The 15,875-nt window shown below is 66.0% G+C and carries 17 protein-coding genes and 1 pseudogene; 9 read left to right on the top strand and 9 right to left on the bottom strand.

What is annotated here, in order from left to right; translation table 11 throughout:
• Nucleotides 1-105 (bottom strand): annotated as a pseudogene (locus NOF53_RS15470) (superoxide dismutase); the annotation flags it as partial.
• 255 nt (nucleotides 106-360) lie between these two features.
• Here NOF53_RS15470 and NOF53_RS15465 point away from each other — a divergent pair.
• Both NOF53_RS15465 and msrA read left to right on the top strand, forming a co-directional pair.
• Nucleotides 361-1,554, top strand: a complete 1,194-nt coding sequence (locus NOF53_RS15465; protein WP_255970101.1) for an acyltransferase family protein — start codon at nucleotides 361-363, stop codon at nucleotides 1,552-1,554.
• Nucleotides 1,514-2,224, top strand: a complete 711-nt coding sequence (gene msrA, locus NOF53_RS15460) for a peptide-methionine (S)-S-oxide reductase MsrA (protein ID WP_374212615.1) — start codon at nucleotides 1,514-1,516, stop codon at nucleotides 2,222-2,224. The genes NOF53_RS15465 and msrA overlap by 41 nt, the downstream gene beginning before the upstream one ends.
• 1 nt (nucleotide 2,225) lies before the next feature.
• Here the strand turns inward: msrA and NOF53_RS15455 are convergent, their stop codons facing one another.
• Both NOF53_RS15455 and NOF53_RS15450 read right to left on the bottom strand, forming a co-directional pair.
• Entirely contained in the window at nucleotides 2,226-2,699 is a 474-nt protein-coding gene (locus NOF53_RS15455) for an anthrone oxygenase family protein (RefSeq protein WP_255970098.1), read from the bottom strand.
• Complete coding sequence (locus tag NOF53_RS15450) at nucleotides 2,696-3,523, bottom strand: Rossmann-fold NAD(P)-binding domain-containing protein (RefSeq protein WP_255970095.1); 828 nt, start codon at nucleotides 3,521-3,523, stop codon at nucleotides 2,696-2,698. Before NOF53_RS15450 ends, NOF53_RS15455 begins: the two co-directional genes overlap by 4 nt.
• An 80-nt stretch (nucleotides 3,524-3,603) precedes the next feature.
• Here NOF53_RS15450 and NOF53_RS15445 point away from each other — a divergent pair, with 80 nt between their 5' ends.
• Complete coding sequence (locus tag NOF53_RS15445) at nucleotides 3,604-4,575, top strand: AraC family transcriptional regulator (protein WP_255970092.1); 972 nt, start codon at nucleotides 3,604-3,606, stop codon at nucleotides 4,573-4,575.
• A 100-nt stretch (nucleotides 4,576-4,675) separates the two neighbouring features.
• The gene (locus tag NOF53_RS15440) at nucleotides 4,676-5,269 is read left to right on the top strand and encodes an Rv1733c family protein (protein WP_255970089.1); all 594 of its coding nucleotides are present in this window, start codon (nucleotides 4,676-4,678) and stop codon (nucleotides 5,267-5,269) included.
• Between the two features lie 12 nt (nucleotides 5,270-5,281).
• Here the strand turns inward: NOF53_RS15440 and NOF53_RS15435 are convergent, their stop codons facing one another.
• Nucleotides 5,282-5,773 (bottom strand): metallophosphoesterase family protein, encoded by a 492-nt coding sequence (locus NOF53_RS15435; RefSeq protein WP_255970086.1) that lies wholly within the window; start codon nucleotides 5,771-5,773, stop codon nucleotides 5,282-5,284.
• Between the two features lie 56 nt (nucleotides 5,774-5,829).
• Between NOF53_RS15435 and NOF53_RS15430 the strand changes: the two genes are divergently transcribed.
• Nucleotides 5,830-6,312 carry a RidA family protein gene (locus tag NOF53_RS15430; RefSeq protein WP_255970083.1) on the top strand — a complete coding sequence of 161 codons (483 nt, stop codon included), beginning with the start codon at nucleotides 5,830-5,832 and terminating at the stop codon, nucleotides 6,310-6,312.
• Nucleotides 6,313-6,326: 14 nt separating this feature from the next.
• On the opposite strand, the gene NOF53_RS15425 is transcribed toward NOF53_RS15430, so the two are convergent.
• Entirely contained in the window at nucleotides 6,327-7,256 is a 930-nt protein-coding gene (locus NOF53_RS15425) for an LLM class F420-dependent oxidoreductase (protein WP_255970080.1), read from the bottom strand.
• 41 nt (nucleotides 7,257-7,297) lie between these two features.
• On the opposite strand from NOF53_RS15425, the gene NOF53_RS15420 reads away from it, so the two are divergent.
• Entirely contained in the window at nucleotides 7,298-8,167 is an 870-nt protein-coding gene (locus tag NOF53_RS15420) for a S49 family peptidase (RefSeq protein ID WP_255970077.1), read from the top strand.
• A 20-nt stretch (nucleotides 8,168-8,187) separates the two neighbouring features.
• Here the strand turns inward: NOF53_RS15420 and NOF53_RS15415 are convergent, their stop codons facing one another.
• Entirely contained in the window at nucleotides 8,188-9,975 is a 1,788-nt protein-coding gene (locus tag NOF53_RS15415) for a hypothetical protein (protein ID WP_255970074.1), read from the bottom strand.
• Between the two features lie 460 nt (nucleotides 9,976-10,435).
• Here NOF53_RS15415 and NOF53_RS15410 point away from each other — a divergent pair, with 460 nt between their 5' ends.
• The 3 genes from NOF53_RS15410 to NOF53_RS15400 are packed head-to-tail and all read left to right on the top strand — an operon-like array spanning nucleotide 10,436 to nucleotide 13,113.
• The gene (locus tag NOF53_RS15410; protein WP_255970070.1) at nucleotides 10,436-11,407 is read left to right on the top strand and encodes a DUF4328 domain-containing protein; all 972 of its coding nucleotides are present in this window, start codon (nucleotides 10,436-10,438) and stop codon (nucleotides 11,405-11,407) included.
• Nucleotides 11,404-12,165: a glycerophosphodiester phosphodiesterase gene (locus tag NOF53_RS15405; protein ID WP_255970067.1), complete on the top strand. Its 762-nt coding sequence runs from the start codon at nucleotides 11,404-11,406 to the stop codon at nucleotides 12,163-12,165. The genes NOF53_RS15410 and NOF53_RS15405 overlap by 4 nt, the downstream gene beginning before the upstream one ends.
• Nucleotides 12,166-12,198: 33 nt before the next feature.
• On the top strand, nucleotides 12,199-13,113 hold the full coding sequence (locus NOF53_RS15400; RefSeq protein ID WP_255970064.1) for a DUF5926 family protein: 915 nt from the start codon (nucleotides 12,199-12,201) through the stop codon (nucleotides 13,111-13,113).
• A 68-nt stretch (nucleotides 13,114-13,181) separates the two neighbouring features.
• On the opposite strand, the gene NOF53_RS15395 is transcribed toward NOF53_RS15400, so the two are convergent.
• From NOF53_RS15395 to NOF53_RS15385, 3 genes are all read right to left on the bottom strand, one after another.
• Nucleotides 13,182-13,727 carry a ferritin gene (locus NOF53_RS15395; RefSeq protein WP_255970061.1) on the bottom strand — a complete coding sequence of 182 codons (546 nt, stop codon included), beginning with the start codon at nucleotides 13,725-13,727 and terminating at the stop codon, nucleotides 13,182-13,184.
• Nucleotides 13,728-13,883: 156 nt separating this feature from the next.
• The gene (locus NOF53_RS15390) at nucleotides 13,884-14,435 is read right to left on the bottom strand and encodes a ferritin (protein ID WP_255970058.1); all 552 of its coding nucleotides are present in this window, start codon (nucleotides 14,433-14,435) and stop codon (nucleotides 13,884-13,886) included.
• Nucleotides 14,436-14,459: 24 nt separating this feature from the next.
• Nucleotides 14,460-15,674 (bottom strand): LCP family protein, encoded by a 1,215-nt coding sequence (locus tag NOF53_RS15385; RefSeq protein WP_255970055.1) that lies wholly within the window; start codon nucleotides 15,672-15,674, stop codon nucleotides 14,460-14,462.
• Between the last annotated feature and the right edge of the window lie 201 nt (nucleotides 15,675-15,875).

The raw sequence follows: 15,875 nt of genomic DNA, 5'->3' as shown, positions 1-15,875 counted from the left end.
GGTGGCGTGGTGCTTGTCGTGGTGCAGCTCCATGATCTTGCCGGAGATGTGCGGCTCGAGAGCTGCGTAGTCGTAGGGGAGTTCCGGCAGCGTGTATTCAGACACGAGGGTCCCTTCTTTGTGGGCGTGTTGCCCTGATTCTTCCGGGTGCGGACGCCGCGCGAGCATGCGTCATACACCCGCCTTTTCTAATCGTTCTCGGGTATATACCCAATCTCATTGGTACACCCTGCGCAACACCGGGGCTCGAGGAGCGATTCCCTCACAGTAAAGTTCGGCGACCCGAAAAAAACCTTACACGGCGGCTCCGGCGGTCGTGACAATTCGTCCGCCCGGTGAACGGAACCTTAAGCTGTCGCGGTGCCTTCGCTGATACCTGTTGCAGATTCACCCGCGGCTGCGCCGCGCGTGGAGCTTACGGGCGCGAATCTGCTGCGATTCTTTGCGGTCCTGACCGTCATCTATTCGCACATCTCGTTCTATCTGATCGACGATCTCGGAACGGGCTGGTGGCTCATCGACGTCGTCTATCAAATATTCATCGAACGGGCCGGGCTGAACCAGCATTTGTCTTTTCTCGGCGTTGCGGTGTTCATGATGCTGACCGGTGTGTTGATCACCCGTTCGGCAATTCGCCACCCACCCGGGCGATTTCTGTTCAACCGGCTCGGGCGCATCCTGCCCGCGTTCTGGGTGGCGATTCTCGCCGCCGTCGTCCTGGTGCGTCTCGGGATCAACGGCATGTTCAGCGGGCAGGACGGGATCTCCAACGTCGACGCGCTCTCGAGTTTCGTGCTCGGCGGGTTCTTCCTGAAACCCGAGGTCGCGGTTCTCGGCGTCACGTGGACCTTGGCCGTGCAAATCCTCTTCTATGGCGGGTGCGTGGCAGCGCGGCCGATCCTGCGCACCGCTCCGATTGCGATGCCTCTCGCCGGCGCGGCGATCTGCGCCCTCATCCTGCTCTACAACCTGTACGTGCCCCAGCCCTACACGGTCCCGATGCTGTCCAAGATCGCTGCGACGTTGCCCGCCGTGTTCCTCGGCCAGATCATCTACCTCGGCTGGGCCCGACTCGCTGAGTTCCGGTGGATCGTGATCGCCGGGCTCGCCCAGGTGAATGTCATCCACCTTGCCACCGACTTCCGGGTGTACTGGGCGGGCGAGCACTACCTGTGGACGTTCGCAGTCGTCACCGCCTGTGTCGTCCTGATCGGCCGGTACGACGGACCGGCCGCCCATTGGGCCGTCGTCCGGTGGACGGCGACGCGCAGCTATGCGATCTATCTCGTCCATACGCTCGTTCTGTACCGCGTGTACGAACACACGGTCGGACACTTCGGCGCGACCGGTGCCATTGTCGCCTTCCTCGTGGTGACCGCGCTGATCTCGGAAGCTCTGTATCGATGGGTGGAAGTGCCCGCGTCGCGATGGGTGGCCGCGCGCATCGCGGACCCCGGTGAACCAGCGAAATCGGACAAGGAGACGCCCGCGACTGCGCGCGTAGCATCGAGTCATGTCTTGGTACGACGAGCTGCTGGGCCGAGCAACCGCTAAGTCGACGATGGTTACCGCCGGGGACGCGCTTCCCGGACGGGATCGGCCCATCCCGGTTCCGGCGACGCACGTCGTGAGTGGTCATCCGCTGCAGCCGCCCTTCCCCGAGGGAATGCAGACCGCAGTGCTGGGCATGGGATGTTTCTGGGGTGCCGAGCAACAGTTCTGGCAGCTGGGCGGCGTTTACACCACCGCTGTCGGATACGCAGGCGGATACACCCCGAACCCCACCTACGAGGAGACCTGCTCGGGGCGAACCGGCCACACCGAGGTCGTGCTCGTGGTGTTCGATCCGCAGGTCATTTCCTACGCCGAGATTCTGCAGCAGTTCTGGGAGAACCACGACCCGACCCAGGGCATGCGGCAGGGCAATGACCAGGGAACGCAGTATCGTTCCGCGATCTACACGATGAACGAAGAGCAGATCGAGATCGCCGAAGCTACGGCCGAGGCTTTCGAGAAACGCCTCGCCGCCGCCGGGTACGGGGCGATCACCACGGAGATCGCCCCGCTCACCCAGTTCTTCTACGCGGAGGACTACCACCAGCAGTACCTCGCCAAGAATCCCGGCGGCTACTGCCCTGTGCACGCCACCGGTGTCAGCTGCCCCGTCGGAGTGCTGAAGCAGGACGAGGTTCCCGCTCAGACGGACGTGCTTCCGCCGTCGTAGCTCAGCGTCCGGTCGCCGCCCACAGCAGAACCGCCGAGGCGGACAACGCGCTGACGGTGCGGATGTGGTTCCAGGCCGTCCACCCAGAGACGTAGTTCCGCCAGAATTCCGCGGACCCGGCACCCGCCGGATCGAGCGCGTCCAGCGCGTTGTTGCGCGGGACGTGGTAAACCACCGTCAACACGATCCCGACGAGGTAGAGGATGCACGCGACCATCGCGTAGATCGCCGAAGCGTCGTGCCGGATCACCGTCACCACGGCCAGCGCGATCGATGTGAGGGCAGTACCGAACAGCGCCGTCATGAAAAGGGCATTCGGCGCTGCGCGGTTGATCGCCTGCATAGCTGTGATGCCCTGCCCTGGTTCGAGGCGGCCCAGCGCCGTCATGATGAACGTCGAGAACGCGAACATCACACCGCCGATCAACCCCGCACCCACAGCCGTGACGATCAGCAGGGAACGTTCCACCGTCATTGTCTCCAGACTCCCGCTGCCGCCGCGGCGCGGGCGTACTCGGTGAAATCTTTCGGCGCCCGTCCGAGAGCCCGCTCCACACCGTCCGTGAGATACGCATTCCGCCCGTCGAGGACTTCCTCGAACAGGTAGGCGAGCAGGCCGATCGCGTCGGCGGGCAACCCCTCTTCGGCCAGCAGAGCCGCATAGTCCTCGGAAGTGGTGGTGGCATAACGGAAGTCACGTCCCGTGGCCCCCGAGATGTCAGCGACTGCGTCGGCGAACGACATCAAGCGGGGTCCGGTCACCTCGTACAACTCGCCCGCGTGCCCGTCCTCGGTGAGTGCGGCGACAGCGATGTCGGCGAGGTCGTCGGCGTCGACGAAGGGCTCGAGGACGCCGTCGACGGGCAGAGCGAGGGTTCCGGTGCGCAACGCGTCGACCATGAAGCTTTCGCTGAAGTTCTGGCTGAACCAGCTCGAGCGGAGGATCGTCCACTCCACGCCCGACTTCTGCACCACCTGTTCGCTGCGCTCCGCCTCGGTTTCTCCCCGGCCGGACAGCAGAACCAGTCGTTGCGCCCCGGCCGCCACGGCCGTCTCCGTGAAATTCTCGACGACCGCTGCGGCCCCCGGCACGGCGAGGTCCGGGTAGTAGGCGATGTAGACGGAGGTGATGCCGGCGAGTGCGGGTTCCCAGGTGTCTTCGTCGTCCCAGTCGAAGGGCGGCCGACCGGACCGTGAACCACTGCGGGCGGGTGCGCCCTTGGCGGCGAGTCCGCGGAGAACACGGCCGCCGATCTTGCCGGTGCCGGTCAGGACGAGGGTGGACGTTGTCGTTGTCATGCGTCCAGTCAAGACTGCATCGATGAGACTATCCATGGTTGAGAAGCGCTCATCCATACGTCAGCGTCTACGATCGAGGTATGGATCCCCTTGCCGGACTCATCAGCGGTCCCCGGGCCACCGGAGCCTTCGTGCTGCGCTCGATCATGGAACCACCGTGGTCGCTGCAAATCGACGACCGCGCGCCGCTCAGTATCGTGGCCGTAGGTCGCGGCGACGCGTGGATATTGCCTCATCTCGGTGAACCCACCCGGTTGGCTGAGGGCGACATCGCCGTCGTCCGGGGCCCGGAACGCTACGTCGTCGCGGATGATCCGACGACGACGCCGCGCGTCATCATCAACCCCGACCAGAGCTGCACGACTCTGCACGGGGAACCGCTGACCGAAGCGATGGATCTGGGCGTCCGGACCTGGGGAAACAACCCTGACGGCCGCACCATGATGCTGACCGGGACGTACACGACCCCCGGCGAGATCAGCCGCCGGCTGCTGTCGGCGCTGCCCCCGTTGGTGGTCCAACGTCGCGCCGACTGGGACTCTCGGCTGGTCACTCTCCTGCACGACGAGGTGGTACGTAACGAACCCGGCCAGGAAGCCGTTCTCGACCGGCTGCTCGATCTATTGCTCATCGCGGTGCTGCGTGCGTGGTTCGCCCGGCCTGCGATCGAGGCACCTTCGTGGGTGCGGGCCCAGACCGATCCGGTGGTCGGCAAGGCGATGCGCATCCTGCAGAACAATCCGGCACATCCGTGGACAGTCGCAGCACTCGCTGCCGAGACCGGGATGTCCCGGGCGGCCCTGGCCCGGAGATTCACCGAACTGGTCGGGGAGCCGCCGATGACCTTCCTGGCACACTGGCGCCTGTCCGTGGCCGCCGACCTGTTGCGCGAGCCCGACGCCACCGTGGCCGCGGTTGCCCAACGGGTCGGGTACAGCAGCGGTTTCGCTCTGAGTGCGGCATTCAAGCGAGTACGGGGCATGAGCCCCAAAGAACATCGGGAGCTGGCCCTATGCGGACGAACCCCGGGAGGAGTATCAGTGGAGGTGTAATACCACACAGTGCCCAAGCACACACCTCGATGACTTGATCTTGTTTGCGAAGCGTACGACCCTGGAAGCAGGAGATTGTCGGCGAGAGGACCGGAACGACATGTGGAAGAACTCTCGAGCGGGAGGGCTGCCGCTGCGGCCCGGCTCCACCCGGCGCAACCCTCTGATGCGACGTTCCGACCGCATCGAGAACCTTCTCACGCTTGCGGTAATCGTGCTCGCCTTCGCGATGCTTCCGCTCGCCATCTTCGTGGGTGCGAAGACCGCCGCCAGCCAACAGGTGCTGGCCGAGCAGCAGACCTCCGAGTTCCGGACCGTCACCGCGACCACCTTCGCCGACTCCACAGGCGTGACGATGTCCTCCGACGTCGCACCGTCCGGAGTCGACACCGCCCCGGCCAAGTGGACGTGGGGTGACCAGACCCGCCGCGCCGACATCACCGTCGATCCCGCCACCCCCGCCGGCACCGAGGAACAGATCTGGGTCGACGGCGAAGGGAACTTGACCACCCAGCCGATGTCGGCGTCGGCCGCACGAGTGGCCGGAGTGATCGCCGGCCTGTTCACCTGGTTCGTGGTGATGATGATCGCGATGTCCGGATTCCTCATCACCCGGGCGTCCCTCAACCGTGCCCGCGACGCCCAGTGGGACCGCGACCTCCGCCAGTTCCTGGACTCGACCACCCGCCACTGACCGGGCAGCCGGTCACAGTCGGTGCAGTTCGACCTCGCGCAGTTCCCCGTCCCGAACCTCGGCCGTCATGTACGTGCAGAACGGCTGGCGGCGCCGATCCGTGGGTGACCCCGGATTGAGCAGTCGCAGACCCGTGTCGGAGACCGTGTCCCATGGAATGTGGCTGTGCCCGAAGACGAGAACGTCGGTGTCGGGGTAGGCGGCGGACATCCGCTTGTCCCGGCCGGTGGAAGCCCCGGTCTCGTGCACGACAGTGAAGCGGACCCCCTCCAGTGTCACCTCGGCCGTCCCGGGCATCCGCGCGCGCAGGTCGTCGCCGTCGTTGTTCCCCCAGCAGGCGACGAGCCGGGCAGACCGTTCCTCGAGCGCATCGAACAACGCCACGTTCACCCAGTCCCCGGCGTGAATGACCACATCGGCCTTGTCGACCTCCTCCCAGACGGAGGCGGGAAGATCCCGCGCACGCTTGGGCACATGGGTGTCGGCCAGGAGTAGCAACCTCATATCCCCGATTGTGCTGTAGTTGTCCCAGGTCCAGTGAACGACGAGCGGAGGCCGTCATGGGTGCGGAGTCGCGGATTCGCGAACTGGGGTTGGTGCTGCCCGTTGCGGCGCAACTGCCGCCAGGGATGGTGCTGCCGTTCAGCTGGATACGTGTGCGCGAACGCCGGGTTCTCGTCTCGGGTCACGGACCCCTCGCCGAGGACGGCTCACCCTCGGGGCCGTTCGGCGCCGTACCCGCCGAGGTGTCGCTGGACGAGGCCCGGGAGTCTGCGCGGCTCACCGCGCTTGCGGTGTGTGCCGGAATTCGCCGGGCGGTGGGCGATCTCGACCGGATCGGCGCCTGGCTGACCGTGAGCGGCTTCGTGAACGCAGTACCCGGATACCCGCAGACGACGGCTGTTCTCAACGGCTTCTCCGAGACAATCCTCGACATTTTCGGGCCCGACATCGGCGACCACGCCCGGACTGCGATCGGAGCGAGCGCGCTGCCCCTGAATCTTCCTGTGATCGTGGCCGCCGAACTGGAACTGCGGAACTGATCCCGCGGCCGGGTTCAGCTCAGCTGCGGAAGCACCTCGCCAGCGACGAGTTCGAGGTGGTCGAGGTCGCTCAGGTCTAGGGTCTGCAGGTAGATCCGCTGAGATCCTGCTTCGGTGTAACGGCCGATCTTGTCCACCAGCTCGGCGGGCGACCCGGTGAGTCCGTTCTCCCGCAGTTCGCTCACCTCGCGGCCGATATTCGCGGCCCGTCGGGAAATTTCCTCTTCGGTACGGCCACAGCACAGCACGAGCGCGTTGGAGTACACCAACTCGGTGGGGTCGCGGTCGATGGCCTTGCACGCGAGGTGGACTCGTTCGATCATCACCCGCGTGTCCTCGATGGACGCGAAGGGAACATTGAACTCGTCGGCGTACTTCGCGGCGAGAGCCGGGGTCTTCTTCTTGCCGGCACCGCCGATCACCACGGGCGGCCCCTGAGGCTGTCGTGGTTTCGGAAGGGCCGGCGAGTTCTCGATCCGGAAGTGCTTCCCGGCGTGGGAGAACGATTCCCCGCGAGGGGTGCGCCACAGCCCGGTGACCACCGCCAGCGTCTCTTCGAGCCGTTCGAAACGCTCCTTCAGGGGCGGAAACGGGATGCCGTAGGCCTTGTGCTCCTCCTCGAACCAGCCGGCACCGATCCCGAGGTCGACGCGTCCACCACTCATCTCGTCCACCTGGGCCACCGAAATGGCCAGGGGGCCCGGATGACGGAAGGTGGCGGAGGTGACGAGGGTGCCCAGTCGGATGGTGGATGTTTCCCGGGCCAGTGCGCCCAAGGTGATCCACGCGTCCGTCGGGCCGGGCAATCCCGCGCTGTTCATTGCGAGGTAATGATCGGAGCGGAAGAACGCGCCGTAACCGAATCGTTCGGCGGCCTGCGCCACCGCCAGAAGGTCGGTGTAGGTGGCACCCTGCTGAGGTTCGGTAAAGATTCGCAACTCCATGGCAGCCACTTTGCCCGATGCGTCGTCGGTACGCTGAATTCATGGCCAAGAAGCTCCCGCTGTCCCTGCCGAAACCGCTGGCCGACAGGCTGCCCGAGGCACTCGGCGGCGCCGGCGGTGGGGTGGTCCCGGTGGTGCGCCTGCACGGAATGATCGCGTCGGGAGGCGCGGGACTCGGACGGGTACTGAGCGCGGAATCGGTCGAGGAACCGCTTCGGCGAGCCTTCACCACACACGGCGCCAAGGCCGTGGCACTTCTGATCAACAGCCCCGGTGGTTCGCCGACCCAGAGCGAATACATCGGTGCCCGCATCCGGCAGCTCGCGTCTGAGCACGAACTTCCGGTTCTTGCGTTCTGCGAAGATGTCGTGGCGTCCGGCGGATATTGGCTGGCGTGTGCCGCCGATGACATCTATGCCACCGCCACATCGGTGGTCGGCTCCGTCGGGGTGATCTCGGCAGGCTTCGGATTCTCCGAATTCATCGACCGGATAGGCATCGAGCGACGGCTGCACTCGGCCGGTGAGGCGAAAACTCGCCTCGACCCGTTTTTCGCGGAGAAGTCGGAGGACGTGCAGTGGCTCGAACAGATTCAGGAGGGCATCCACGACGAGTTCCGGAACTGGGTGATGCAGCGCCGTGGTGACAAGCTGAAGGCAACCGAGGACGAGTTGTTCAACGGCGAGGTGTGGCTGGGCCGGCGCGCGGTCGAACTCGGCATCGTGGACGGGATAGGAACCTTGCGCGAGGTGGTGGAGAAGCGATTCCCCGACGCCACCATCGAAATGACCGGACCGCGTCGCTCGCTCTTCGCGAAGCTCGGGTTGCCCGCCGCCGGATGGGACGACGCAGCGGCCGCCCTCGTCGGGGCGGCAAGGGCCCGTGTCGCCTGGTCCCGGTACGGCCTCTAGTTCTCCCGGAAGACGACCAGCTATTTCGGAACGACGACCCCGACCGGGCCGACGCCCACGCACACCGACAGGTCCGTCGTCAGTGTCTTGATCCGCAGACCCTGCCCGCCGCCCGTGAGGCGCACGTACACCGAGTTGAGCCCCCGGTGCACCGGCACCCGCACCGGGTCGCCGACCTCCATTGCTACGGAGATCTCACCGTCCGCACTGGCGAGATAGTTCAGCTGCGCCGTCCACTCCCATCCCGTCAGCGGACCGTCCAGAGCGAGTGGGACGAAACTGCGCTGGTCCACCAGGTGCCCGCAGTCCGGCACCGCGCCCGGCTCGATCGACCGCACCCACGTCACCTGGGCGTCGACCACCGTCCCGGAGTCGTCGAGCATCCGCAGCCGGTCGGTGCTGTCGGAAAATGCGGGACGGTCCGGAAGGGGCGCGAAGACCCGACTGACGAGGTTGCTCGGATACGCCACCGGCAGCAGCACCCAGATGGACACCGGCTGTTCGAGGAGAGGCGCGTCCTGGTGTTCGGCCAGGGAGGCGCGGGCCGTGGTCAGATAGTCGGTGGTCGGGTTCTCCGCCCAGCTCCGCGTGAATGTGTACGTCGACCACAGGCTGCCCGCGAGAAACGCGGCGACCACGGTGGCAGCCACGACCGGCCGGGCCGGGAACGGGACCACGACGGGGTTCCGCGCAGGCGCCCTCACGATCAGAGCGGTACAGATCGCGAGGATCACCGCCGTGTCGGTGAAGTATCGCAGAGTCTGGGCCAGCTCGTACGTGGTGTCGGCGCCCCACCGGGTGATCACCATCGCGGCCACCGACAGCAGGAAATACCCGGCAGTGAGGACCCACACCGCACCGATGCGCCGCTTCGATCGCATCGTCGCGAGCATCACCGCGACAAGAACCAGCCAGCTCACCACCACAAGAGAGGTGGACGGTGACGCCCACGGCGGACTCGGAATCCAGCGGTCCCACGTCCATGGTCCGCCGAGCAGAGTCGGCACGAGACCCAGCGACGTCGCGTGGTGGAACAACTGGAACGCTCGCTCCGGTCCCGCCCACTCGAACTGGGAATCCACAGTGGACAGGTAGAGCACCGCCCATCCACCGAGGACTACTGCCGAACCGGTCCACAGCGGAGCGCCGCGCCGCGCCGTGGACCGCAGCGGGCGGGGGGAGCCGTCGATATGCGCGAGCAGCGCCACGGTCGCAAACGCCACGAAAGGGACAACGACGGATTTTTCGAAGAAGAGCAACGCCGTGATCGTGACGAGGAGGCCGGAGATGGCATATCTGCGCCGTCCCGTCCGGCACAGCTCCAGCGCGTCACCCGCCACCCAGGCGAGCGCGATCTGCAGCGGCAGCGCGTTGAGCGCCGCCGCCCACCACGCGAACGCGGGAACGGTCAATGGCGTGAACAGATACAGCGCCAGCGGGATCAGCAGTGCGGGCCGCAGTCCGAGGATCTTGCGCAGCAACCGGAATACCGCGTAGGACGCCAGCGCCTGAAGCGCGATCATCGTGATCATCGGCAGGATCCACTGGTAGGGCGCGATTCGTGTCGCGATCCCGGCGACGAGAAAAGCGCCCGGCATCAAATGACCGTCGTGGTCGTAGATCAAAAGATCGGCGGAGAGGAGCGGCAGGCTACCGCCCCGGCCGGCGAGGATCAGATCATCCCAGTAGAAGTCGCTGCGGGCGGCCACCCACGACCGGACGAGTAGCGACCCGGAGACCAGTCCCAGAGCCACCTGCAGGACACGGGCGGGTCCGAGCTGCCACCGCGATCCGACGTCTTCCGTCATCGGTTTCCGAGATTACAGATTGGGTGGAACCAAACGGATCCGGGCCGCGTCAGATCAAGTGTCGGGGGAATTCGGCCCCGACACGAGGTGGGGGAGAAGACGGCCGGTCCGGAGTTTTCGGGTTGCTTCGCGGGCAATCCGGCATGGAGGGGTAATTCCGGGCCGCGCCGTCGCCCATCCCACCCGCGTCGTTCACCGACCTGCGGTGTCAAGTTCATCCACCGCTGTGGACCGTTCACCTCGAGCTGTCAACAACGACGAATGCCCACACCTTCTGACCTGGAAATGTGCGGCCCGGGCAGTGTTCATAGCTGTGTATGAACCTGTGGAAACTGTGGATAACTCCGGAATCTACGTGACGCAGCTCACATATCCGACGCGAAAAGGACGAATCGGTCGCTGCCTGACCCCAACATGGAGGTCGTGACAGAATCGGAAACGTGAAGTGGGTGCGGAGGGCATGAGCGTCAATCAGGTGTGCGCACGATGCGCCGGCCGGTGGCCGGTGCTCGGCGCTCCGGCACAGTGGTGTCCGCGCTGCCACGGCGTCCTGCTCGCGCCCATCCGGACCGATCAGCAGCACTCTCCCGTTCAGCGCGGCTTCCGCTGGGTGGCGCGCCCACCGCTCCGGCGAGGTGGACTGGTCGCCGATCCTGTCGTGGCCAGTCCGACGCCGCACTACACCGACATCCCCCGATGGGGACTTCACGACCCCGTCGACTCGCCCGTCTCGAGAAGGAACTGGCCTGAACTGCTCGCCGACAAGGCCGCCACCTTCCTGATCGTCACCGCCGCTCTGTACGCGCTGGCCGTGCCGGCCGAACTGGGTCGGTACGGCGTCCTCGTGTGGAACAGAACCCGGTTGGTCGACTCGACCGTGCTTGCCGTCTCGGACGTCGCCGTGTTCTTCACGCAGGCGGGCGGGATGCTCTTCACCCTGCTGTCCGGTATCAGCGGCGTGTGCTGGCTGCTGCGAATCCGTCGTCGTACGTTCACGCGGGCGAGGACGTCGGATCCGCGTTCCGCCGGTGAAGTGATCGTCGGGTGCGCGGTTCCCGGCCTCAACCTGGTGATGCCCGGAGTGTTCCTACTCGAGGTCATCCGGCGAGATCCCAGAGCCGTCACATTGGTGCGCGCCTGGTGGGCCATGTGGGTCTTCGGTGCCGTCCTCCTCGTCTTCAACTGGTTCTGGAGATCCCGTCCCGGTCTGCAGGCCATGGCCGACGGCGTCCTCATAGCCGCCTTCACCGCATTGAGCGCCGCGGTCACCGCGCTGCTCGCCCTACTGGTTCTGCGCAGACTCGAAGGCCGCACCCTGAAGGGGTCGAAGGAGACCGTCACTCGTTGGGTGATTGCCACCGATCCGCCCTCCCAACCGGAACAACCGGAGAAGAAGTCCGAAACAGCTGATCAGGAAGCGTTGGCGTCGTGAGCCCCGATCGGCGCGGACCGCTCGTCGTCGCGCATCGGGGTGCGTCCGCCGCCAAGCCCGAACACACCCTCGCCGCATACGAACTCGCGCTGAAAGAGGGAGCAGACGGACTCGAATGCGATGTGCGGCTCACGAAGGACGGCCACCTCGTGTGCGTACACGACCGCACCATCGAGCGAACCTCCGACGGCACCGGCGTCGTCAGCGAGATGACCCGCGACGAACTGGCCCAGTTCAACTACGGCACCGCGGACGAGCCTGCAGAACTGCTCGAACTGAGTGCGCTCATCGAGTTGGCGCTCGACTCGGCGCGGCCCGTGAAGGTATTCATCGAAACCAAACATCCCGTCAGGTTCGGCGGCCTCGTGGAAAGCAAGGTCCTGGCGGAATTGCAGCGATTCGGCATCGCATCCCCGCCGTCCGCCGACCACTCGCGAGCCGTCGTGATGTCGTTCTCGGCCGGAGCCGTCTGGCGGATCCGGAGATCGGCGCCTTTGCTTCCGACCGTGCTACTGGGGGAGTCAGCCCGTTACCTCGGTGGAGGAGCCGCCACGACGGTCGGCGCGACCGCGGTGGGCCCATCGGTGAAGACACTGCACGAACACCCCGACATGGTGGACAAGGCCGCGGCCGCGGGACGGGCCACCTACTGCTGGACCGTCGACGATCGAACCGATGTCGCCCTGTGCCGCGAACTCGGGGTCAGCTGGGTGGCCACCAACCACCCCGGCCGCACCAAGAATTGGCTGGCCTCCTGACCGAACCTTCCCCGGCGTGTAGGTTTTTGCCTCGTGGCAAAGAAGAGCAAGAGAAACAGTGGACCGAAGCCGGACAGCGGCCGCGCCGAGAAGCTCGCGCAGCGGAAGGCGGAACGGGAAAGTGCCGCCGCGGCCGTGACGCGGCCCTTCGAAGGACTCGCCGCAGAATGCGACCTTGTCGCGCTACGCGAATTCGTTCCCTCCGCAACAGCACCGCTGCCGGTGAAGGATGCTTCTCGTCCGGTGACGTTGGCGACAGTGCTCCCGGGTGCCGTGGCGGCGCTAGTCCGCGACGAAGGTGAAGACTCCACCGGTTTCGTCGGTGTACAGGTCCAGTCACACTCGTTGGATCTGGGTGCCGACCTGGCGGCGTCCGTCGTCTGGGTTCGCGGCGCCGCGGCCGGCGAATCGCTGGCCTCCGCCAGCCCCGGTGCCGACACACCCGCACCCGCCGAGGTGATCGACGCGGACGCTCTGCTCGACATCACGGTGCACCAGGATTTCAACTGGTGGATTCCCGAAGGGGTAGAACCGGCGCCCGAGGTCGCGACCACCGTGCAGCACGCGAACGCGGCGATCATGCCGTCCGCGCGGGTCGAAGCCGAAGGCGTCGTAGCGGCGTGGTGGGTGGATGCGGGCGAGAAGGCACACATCCGCTGGGTGCGTCCCGAGAACGAGGACGACCTGATGCTGGCCCTGGCGCGAGTCCACGCCACCGGCGGACTGCACCTGGGTGAGGGGTCGCGCTATGCCGGCTCTTTCCGGACACACGGCCTCCTCGTCCCGGTCTTCGACCTCGATCGAGAGAAGCACCCCAACGAGTGGGCGGCCGCGACCGTCGAGCTCGGTGACCGGCTCGCGCAGGCACTGGCCGTCGATGCGCCGCTCACCACCGACGAGCGCCGCGCCCGTGACGGCCTCCGCGGTCGCCAGGTCACGTTGCGGTAGGCCCTTCGGGCTCGTGCGTGGTTGACGACCCTCTGGACTCGTCAACCACGCACGGGCGGCGAAGCCGCCTAGATGGCCCCGCCGGCAGCGGCAGGCGCTCCGGAGGTGTCGCTGACGACGCTCATCTCGCGCGCGACGAAGTCCTCGAGGTGGAACAGGTTGGCGCCTGCGCGGTCGGCGATGGCGAGCAGAGTGGTCATGCTGGCGACCTCCTCGACCTGTTCCTTGAGGAACCACTGCATGAACTGCTCGCCGAGGTAGTCACCCTCCTCGCGGGCGGTGCTCGCCAGCTGCACGATCTGCTCGGTGACCGTCTTCTCCTGCGTCAGAGCAAGTGCGATCGGCTCACGCGCATTCTCGAAGTGGCCCTTCGCGGCGTCGACACCCGAGAGCTCCACGTTGATTCCGCGATCCAGGAAGTACTGGATGATCATCATCGCGTGGTTTCGTTCTTCGACGGCCTGCTTGTAGAAGTGCTGGGCCAGCTGCGGAAGATCCGCATTGTCGAAATAGACGGCGGTCGCGGTGTACTGGTGTGACGCGTTGAATTCGTTGCGGATCTGGTCGTGCAGCAGAGCATGGAATTTTGTCTTGTGCGCGTCAACGGAAGTCATGGGACACACGATATAGCTGGTCAGAGTGGGTTGTCATGCAAGTTCTGCCTAATTATGGCAAGGATTCCCATAGTTAATCCGACCTAATTCGACGCATTCACCGGCGAAATTCGGGTTGCCCCCGCGGGCGTAAAGGCACGCTCGCGAGGTGTGAATTCAGACCCCGCTGCCTGCACTCTTGGGCGCGGTCGAATCGGCACGCTGGACGGTACTCATCTCCCGGGCTACGAAATCCTCGACGTCGAACAGATTGTGGCCGGCGCGGTCGACGATGGCCAGCAGGGTGTGCATGTCCGCGGTTTCCTCGACCTGTTCCTTCAGGAACCATTGCATGAATCGCTCGCCGAGGTAGTCCCCGTTGTCGCGGGCGGTGCGGGCGAGCTTGGTGATCTGCTCGGTGACCGCTTCTTCCTGCTTCAGCGCCAGTTCCACGGGAGCACGCACCGAGTCGAATTTCGTGACCACCTCGTCGATACCCGGAACGGCCACGGCGAGGTGGTTGTCGAGGAGGTACTGGATCATCATCATCGCGTGCCCGCGTTCCTCGGTGGCCTGCGTGTAGAACCGTTTCGCCAACTGCGGGAGATTGTGCGAGTCGAAGTAGACGGCCACCGCGATGTACTGCTGCGACGCCGTGAACTCGTTGCGGATCTGCTGTTGCAACAGGAGGTGGAATTCACTGAGCTTTGCGGGCGCCGACTGTGTCATGCGACTCAGTTTACGGATGCGGCGTCAGGGTCCCGTGGTGACCAGTTCGGCGGGAACCTGCTGATCGTTCGCGAGGGCGCCGAAGAACTGGGATGCCCGTTCGTCGTCCCACACCAGTACATTTCCCGCGCCGTCGACGTCCTCGAATCCGGCCACCGGGACGGTTGTGGTGATCATGTCACCACGCGCAGCCCAGGCGAGCATCGCAAGGTTCCAGATGTGATCGTCTTGGTCGACGCGCAACGACTTGGCTGTGTCGGTGACCAGCGGCCACACCCGGAAGGGGTTCAGCCAGGTTGCGGGGCTGGTGGCTTTCGCCATCAGCGCGGCCATGAACTTCCGTTGGTGGTTCATGCGGTCGATGTCCGCGAGCGCGGTTGCGCGACTGCGGACGAAACCGAGAGCATCGGACCCCGACAGCTCCTGGCAGCCGGGCTCGAGGTTGATCCCGGCGAGGGGGTCGTCGATGGCCGTGTCCAGACACATCTCGACACCACCGATCGCATCGACGATCCCGGCGAAACCGCCGAACCCGATCTCGGCGTAATGGTCGATGTGCAGTCCGGACGCTTCCTCTACCGTCTGTACCAGCAGTGGGGGCCCACCGAACGCGAACGACGCGTTGATCTTGTCCTGGCCGTAGCCCGGTATGGACACGTAGGAATCGCGGGGGATGCTCACCATCGTCGCCGGCCCACCACTGCTCGGAAGGTGCATCACGATGATGGTGTCGGTGCGATCGGGACCGCTGTTGCCGCCGGTCGACAACTCCTGCTCCTGCTCGGGTGTCAGTCCGGTGCGACTGTCCGAGCCGACCAGCAGCCAGTTGGTGCCGGGGGTGTCGCCGATTCGCCCGTCGTAGTCGGCGAGGGCGTCGACCCGGTTCAGGGAGGTGTCCAGGTAGTAGGTCATGCCGGCGAGGGCAAGAACCAACACGAGGAAGAGGATGCCGATACGACTGCCCCAGTTCCGCCTGCGCCTGGGTGCGCGCTGTCGCGGTGGTTCCGGGTTGCGAGGAGGCGCAAGTGGGGGCGGCGGGGTACGAGGGGGGCGCCGTTCGGGGGCGTGCGCCGGGGCCGCTTGTCGATACTGCGGCGGCTCACGATAGGGCTGCGGCGTCTGGGTGGGTGCGTAGCCGTCCGGCCGAGGGGGCGCCGATCGCGACAACCGCGGTTCGGGCGCCTGCGACCAGGCCTGCTGCGGCGGGGGTGGGGTTCCTCGCCCGTCTCGCCGGATCACCTGGGTGCCTTCCGGGGGCGGACCTGCCGGGCTCGGTCGGGGAGAGGGGTGCCGGGGTCGCGGCGGTGGCGGTCCTGGAGAGCCTTGAGGCGGTACGCGACGGGTCTGGGCACCCCGAGGGTCGGGAGGTGGGGTCCGGCGGTTCGGCGACTGCGGCGCGGGCTGGCCGCCCTGCGTCCGCCGAGGCGGACGGGGCGGCAG

The organism is Rhodococcus tibetensis, assembly GCF_024438035.1.
GTDB classification, from domain to species: domain Bacteria; phylum Actinomycetota; class Actinomycetes; order Mycobacteriales; family Mycobacteriaceae; genus Rhodococcus_F; species Rhodococcus_F tibetensis.
The sequence above is the reverse complement of the archived record's forward strand: the minus strand, read 5'-3'. Positions and strand labels throughout refer to the sequence as shown.

What these genes read in the sequence shown, in the direction of transcription:
- msrA (WP_374212615.1), top strand. Translation starts at nt 1,514, where the DNA reads ATGTCTTGGTACGACGAGCTGCTGGGCCGAGCAACCGCTAAGTCGACG.
- NOF53_RS15455 (WP_255970098.1), bottom strand. Translation starts at nt 2,699, where the DNA reads ATGACGGTGGAACGTTCCCTGCTGATCGTCACGGCTGTGGGTGCGGGG.
- NOF53_RS15450 (WP_255970095.1), bottom strand. Translation starts at nt 3,523, where the DNA reads ATGACAACGACAACGTCCACCCTCGTCCTGACCGGCACCGGCAAGATC.
- NOF53_RS15445 (WP_255970092.1), top strand. Translation starts at nt 3,604, where the DNA reads ATGGATCCCCTTGCCGGACTCATCAGCGGTCCCCGGGCCACCGGAGCC.
- NOF53_RS15440 (WP_255970089.1), top strand. Translation starts at nt 4,676, where the DNA reads ATGTGGAAGAACTCTCGAGCGGGAGGGCTGCCGCTGCGGCCCGGCTCC.
- NOF53_RS15435 (WP_255970086.1), bottom strand. Translation starts at nt 5,773, where the DNA reads ATGAGGTTGCTACTCCTGGCCGACACCCATGTGCCCAAGCGTGCGCGG.
- NOF53_RS15430 (WP_255970083.1), top strand. Translation starts at nt 5,830, where the DNA reads ATGGGTGCGGAGTCGCGGATTCGCGAACTGGGGTTGGTGCTGCCCGTT.
- NOF53_RS15425 (WP_255970080.1), bottom strand. Translation starts at nt 7,256, where the DNA reads ATGGAGTTGCGAATCTTTACCGAACCTCAGCAGGGTGCCACCTACACC.
- NOF53_RS15420 (WP_255970077.1), top strand. Translation starts at nt 7,298, where the DNA reads ATGGCCAAGAAGCTCCCGCTGTCCCTGCCGAAACCGCTGGCCGACAGG.
- NOF53_RS15415 (WP_255970074.1), bottom strand. Translation starts at nt 9,975, where the DNA reads ATGACGGAAGACGTCGGATCGCGGTGGCAGCTCGGACCCGCCCGTGTC.
- NOF53_RS15410 (WP_255970070.1), top strand. Translation starts at nt 10,436, where the DNA reads ATGAGCGTCAATCAGGTGTGCGCACGATGCGCCGGCCGGTGGCCGGTG.
- NOF53_RS15395 (WP_255970061.1), bottom strand. Translation starts at nt 13,727, where the DNA reads ATGACTTCCGTTGACGCGCACAAGACAAAATTCCATGCTCTGCTGCAC.
- NOF53_RS15390 (WP_255970058.1), bottom strand. Translation starts at nt 14,435, where the DNA reads ATGACACAGTCGGCGCCCGCAAAGCTCAGTGAATTCCACCTCCTGTTG.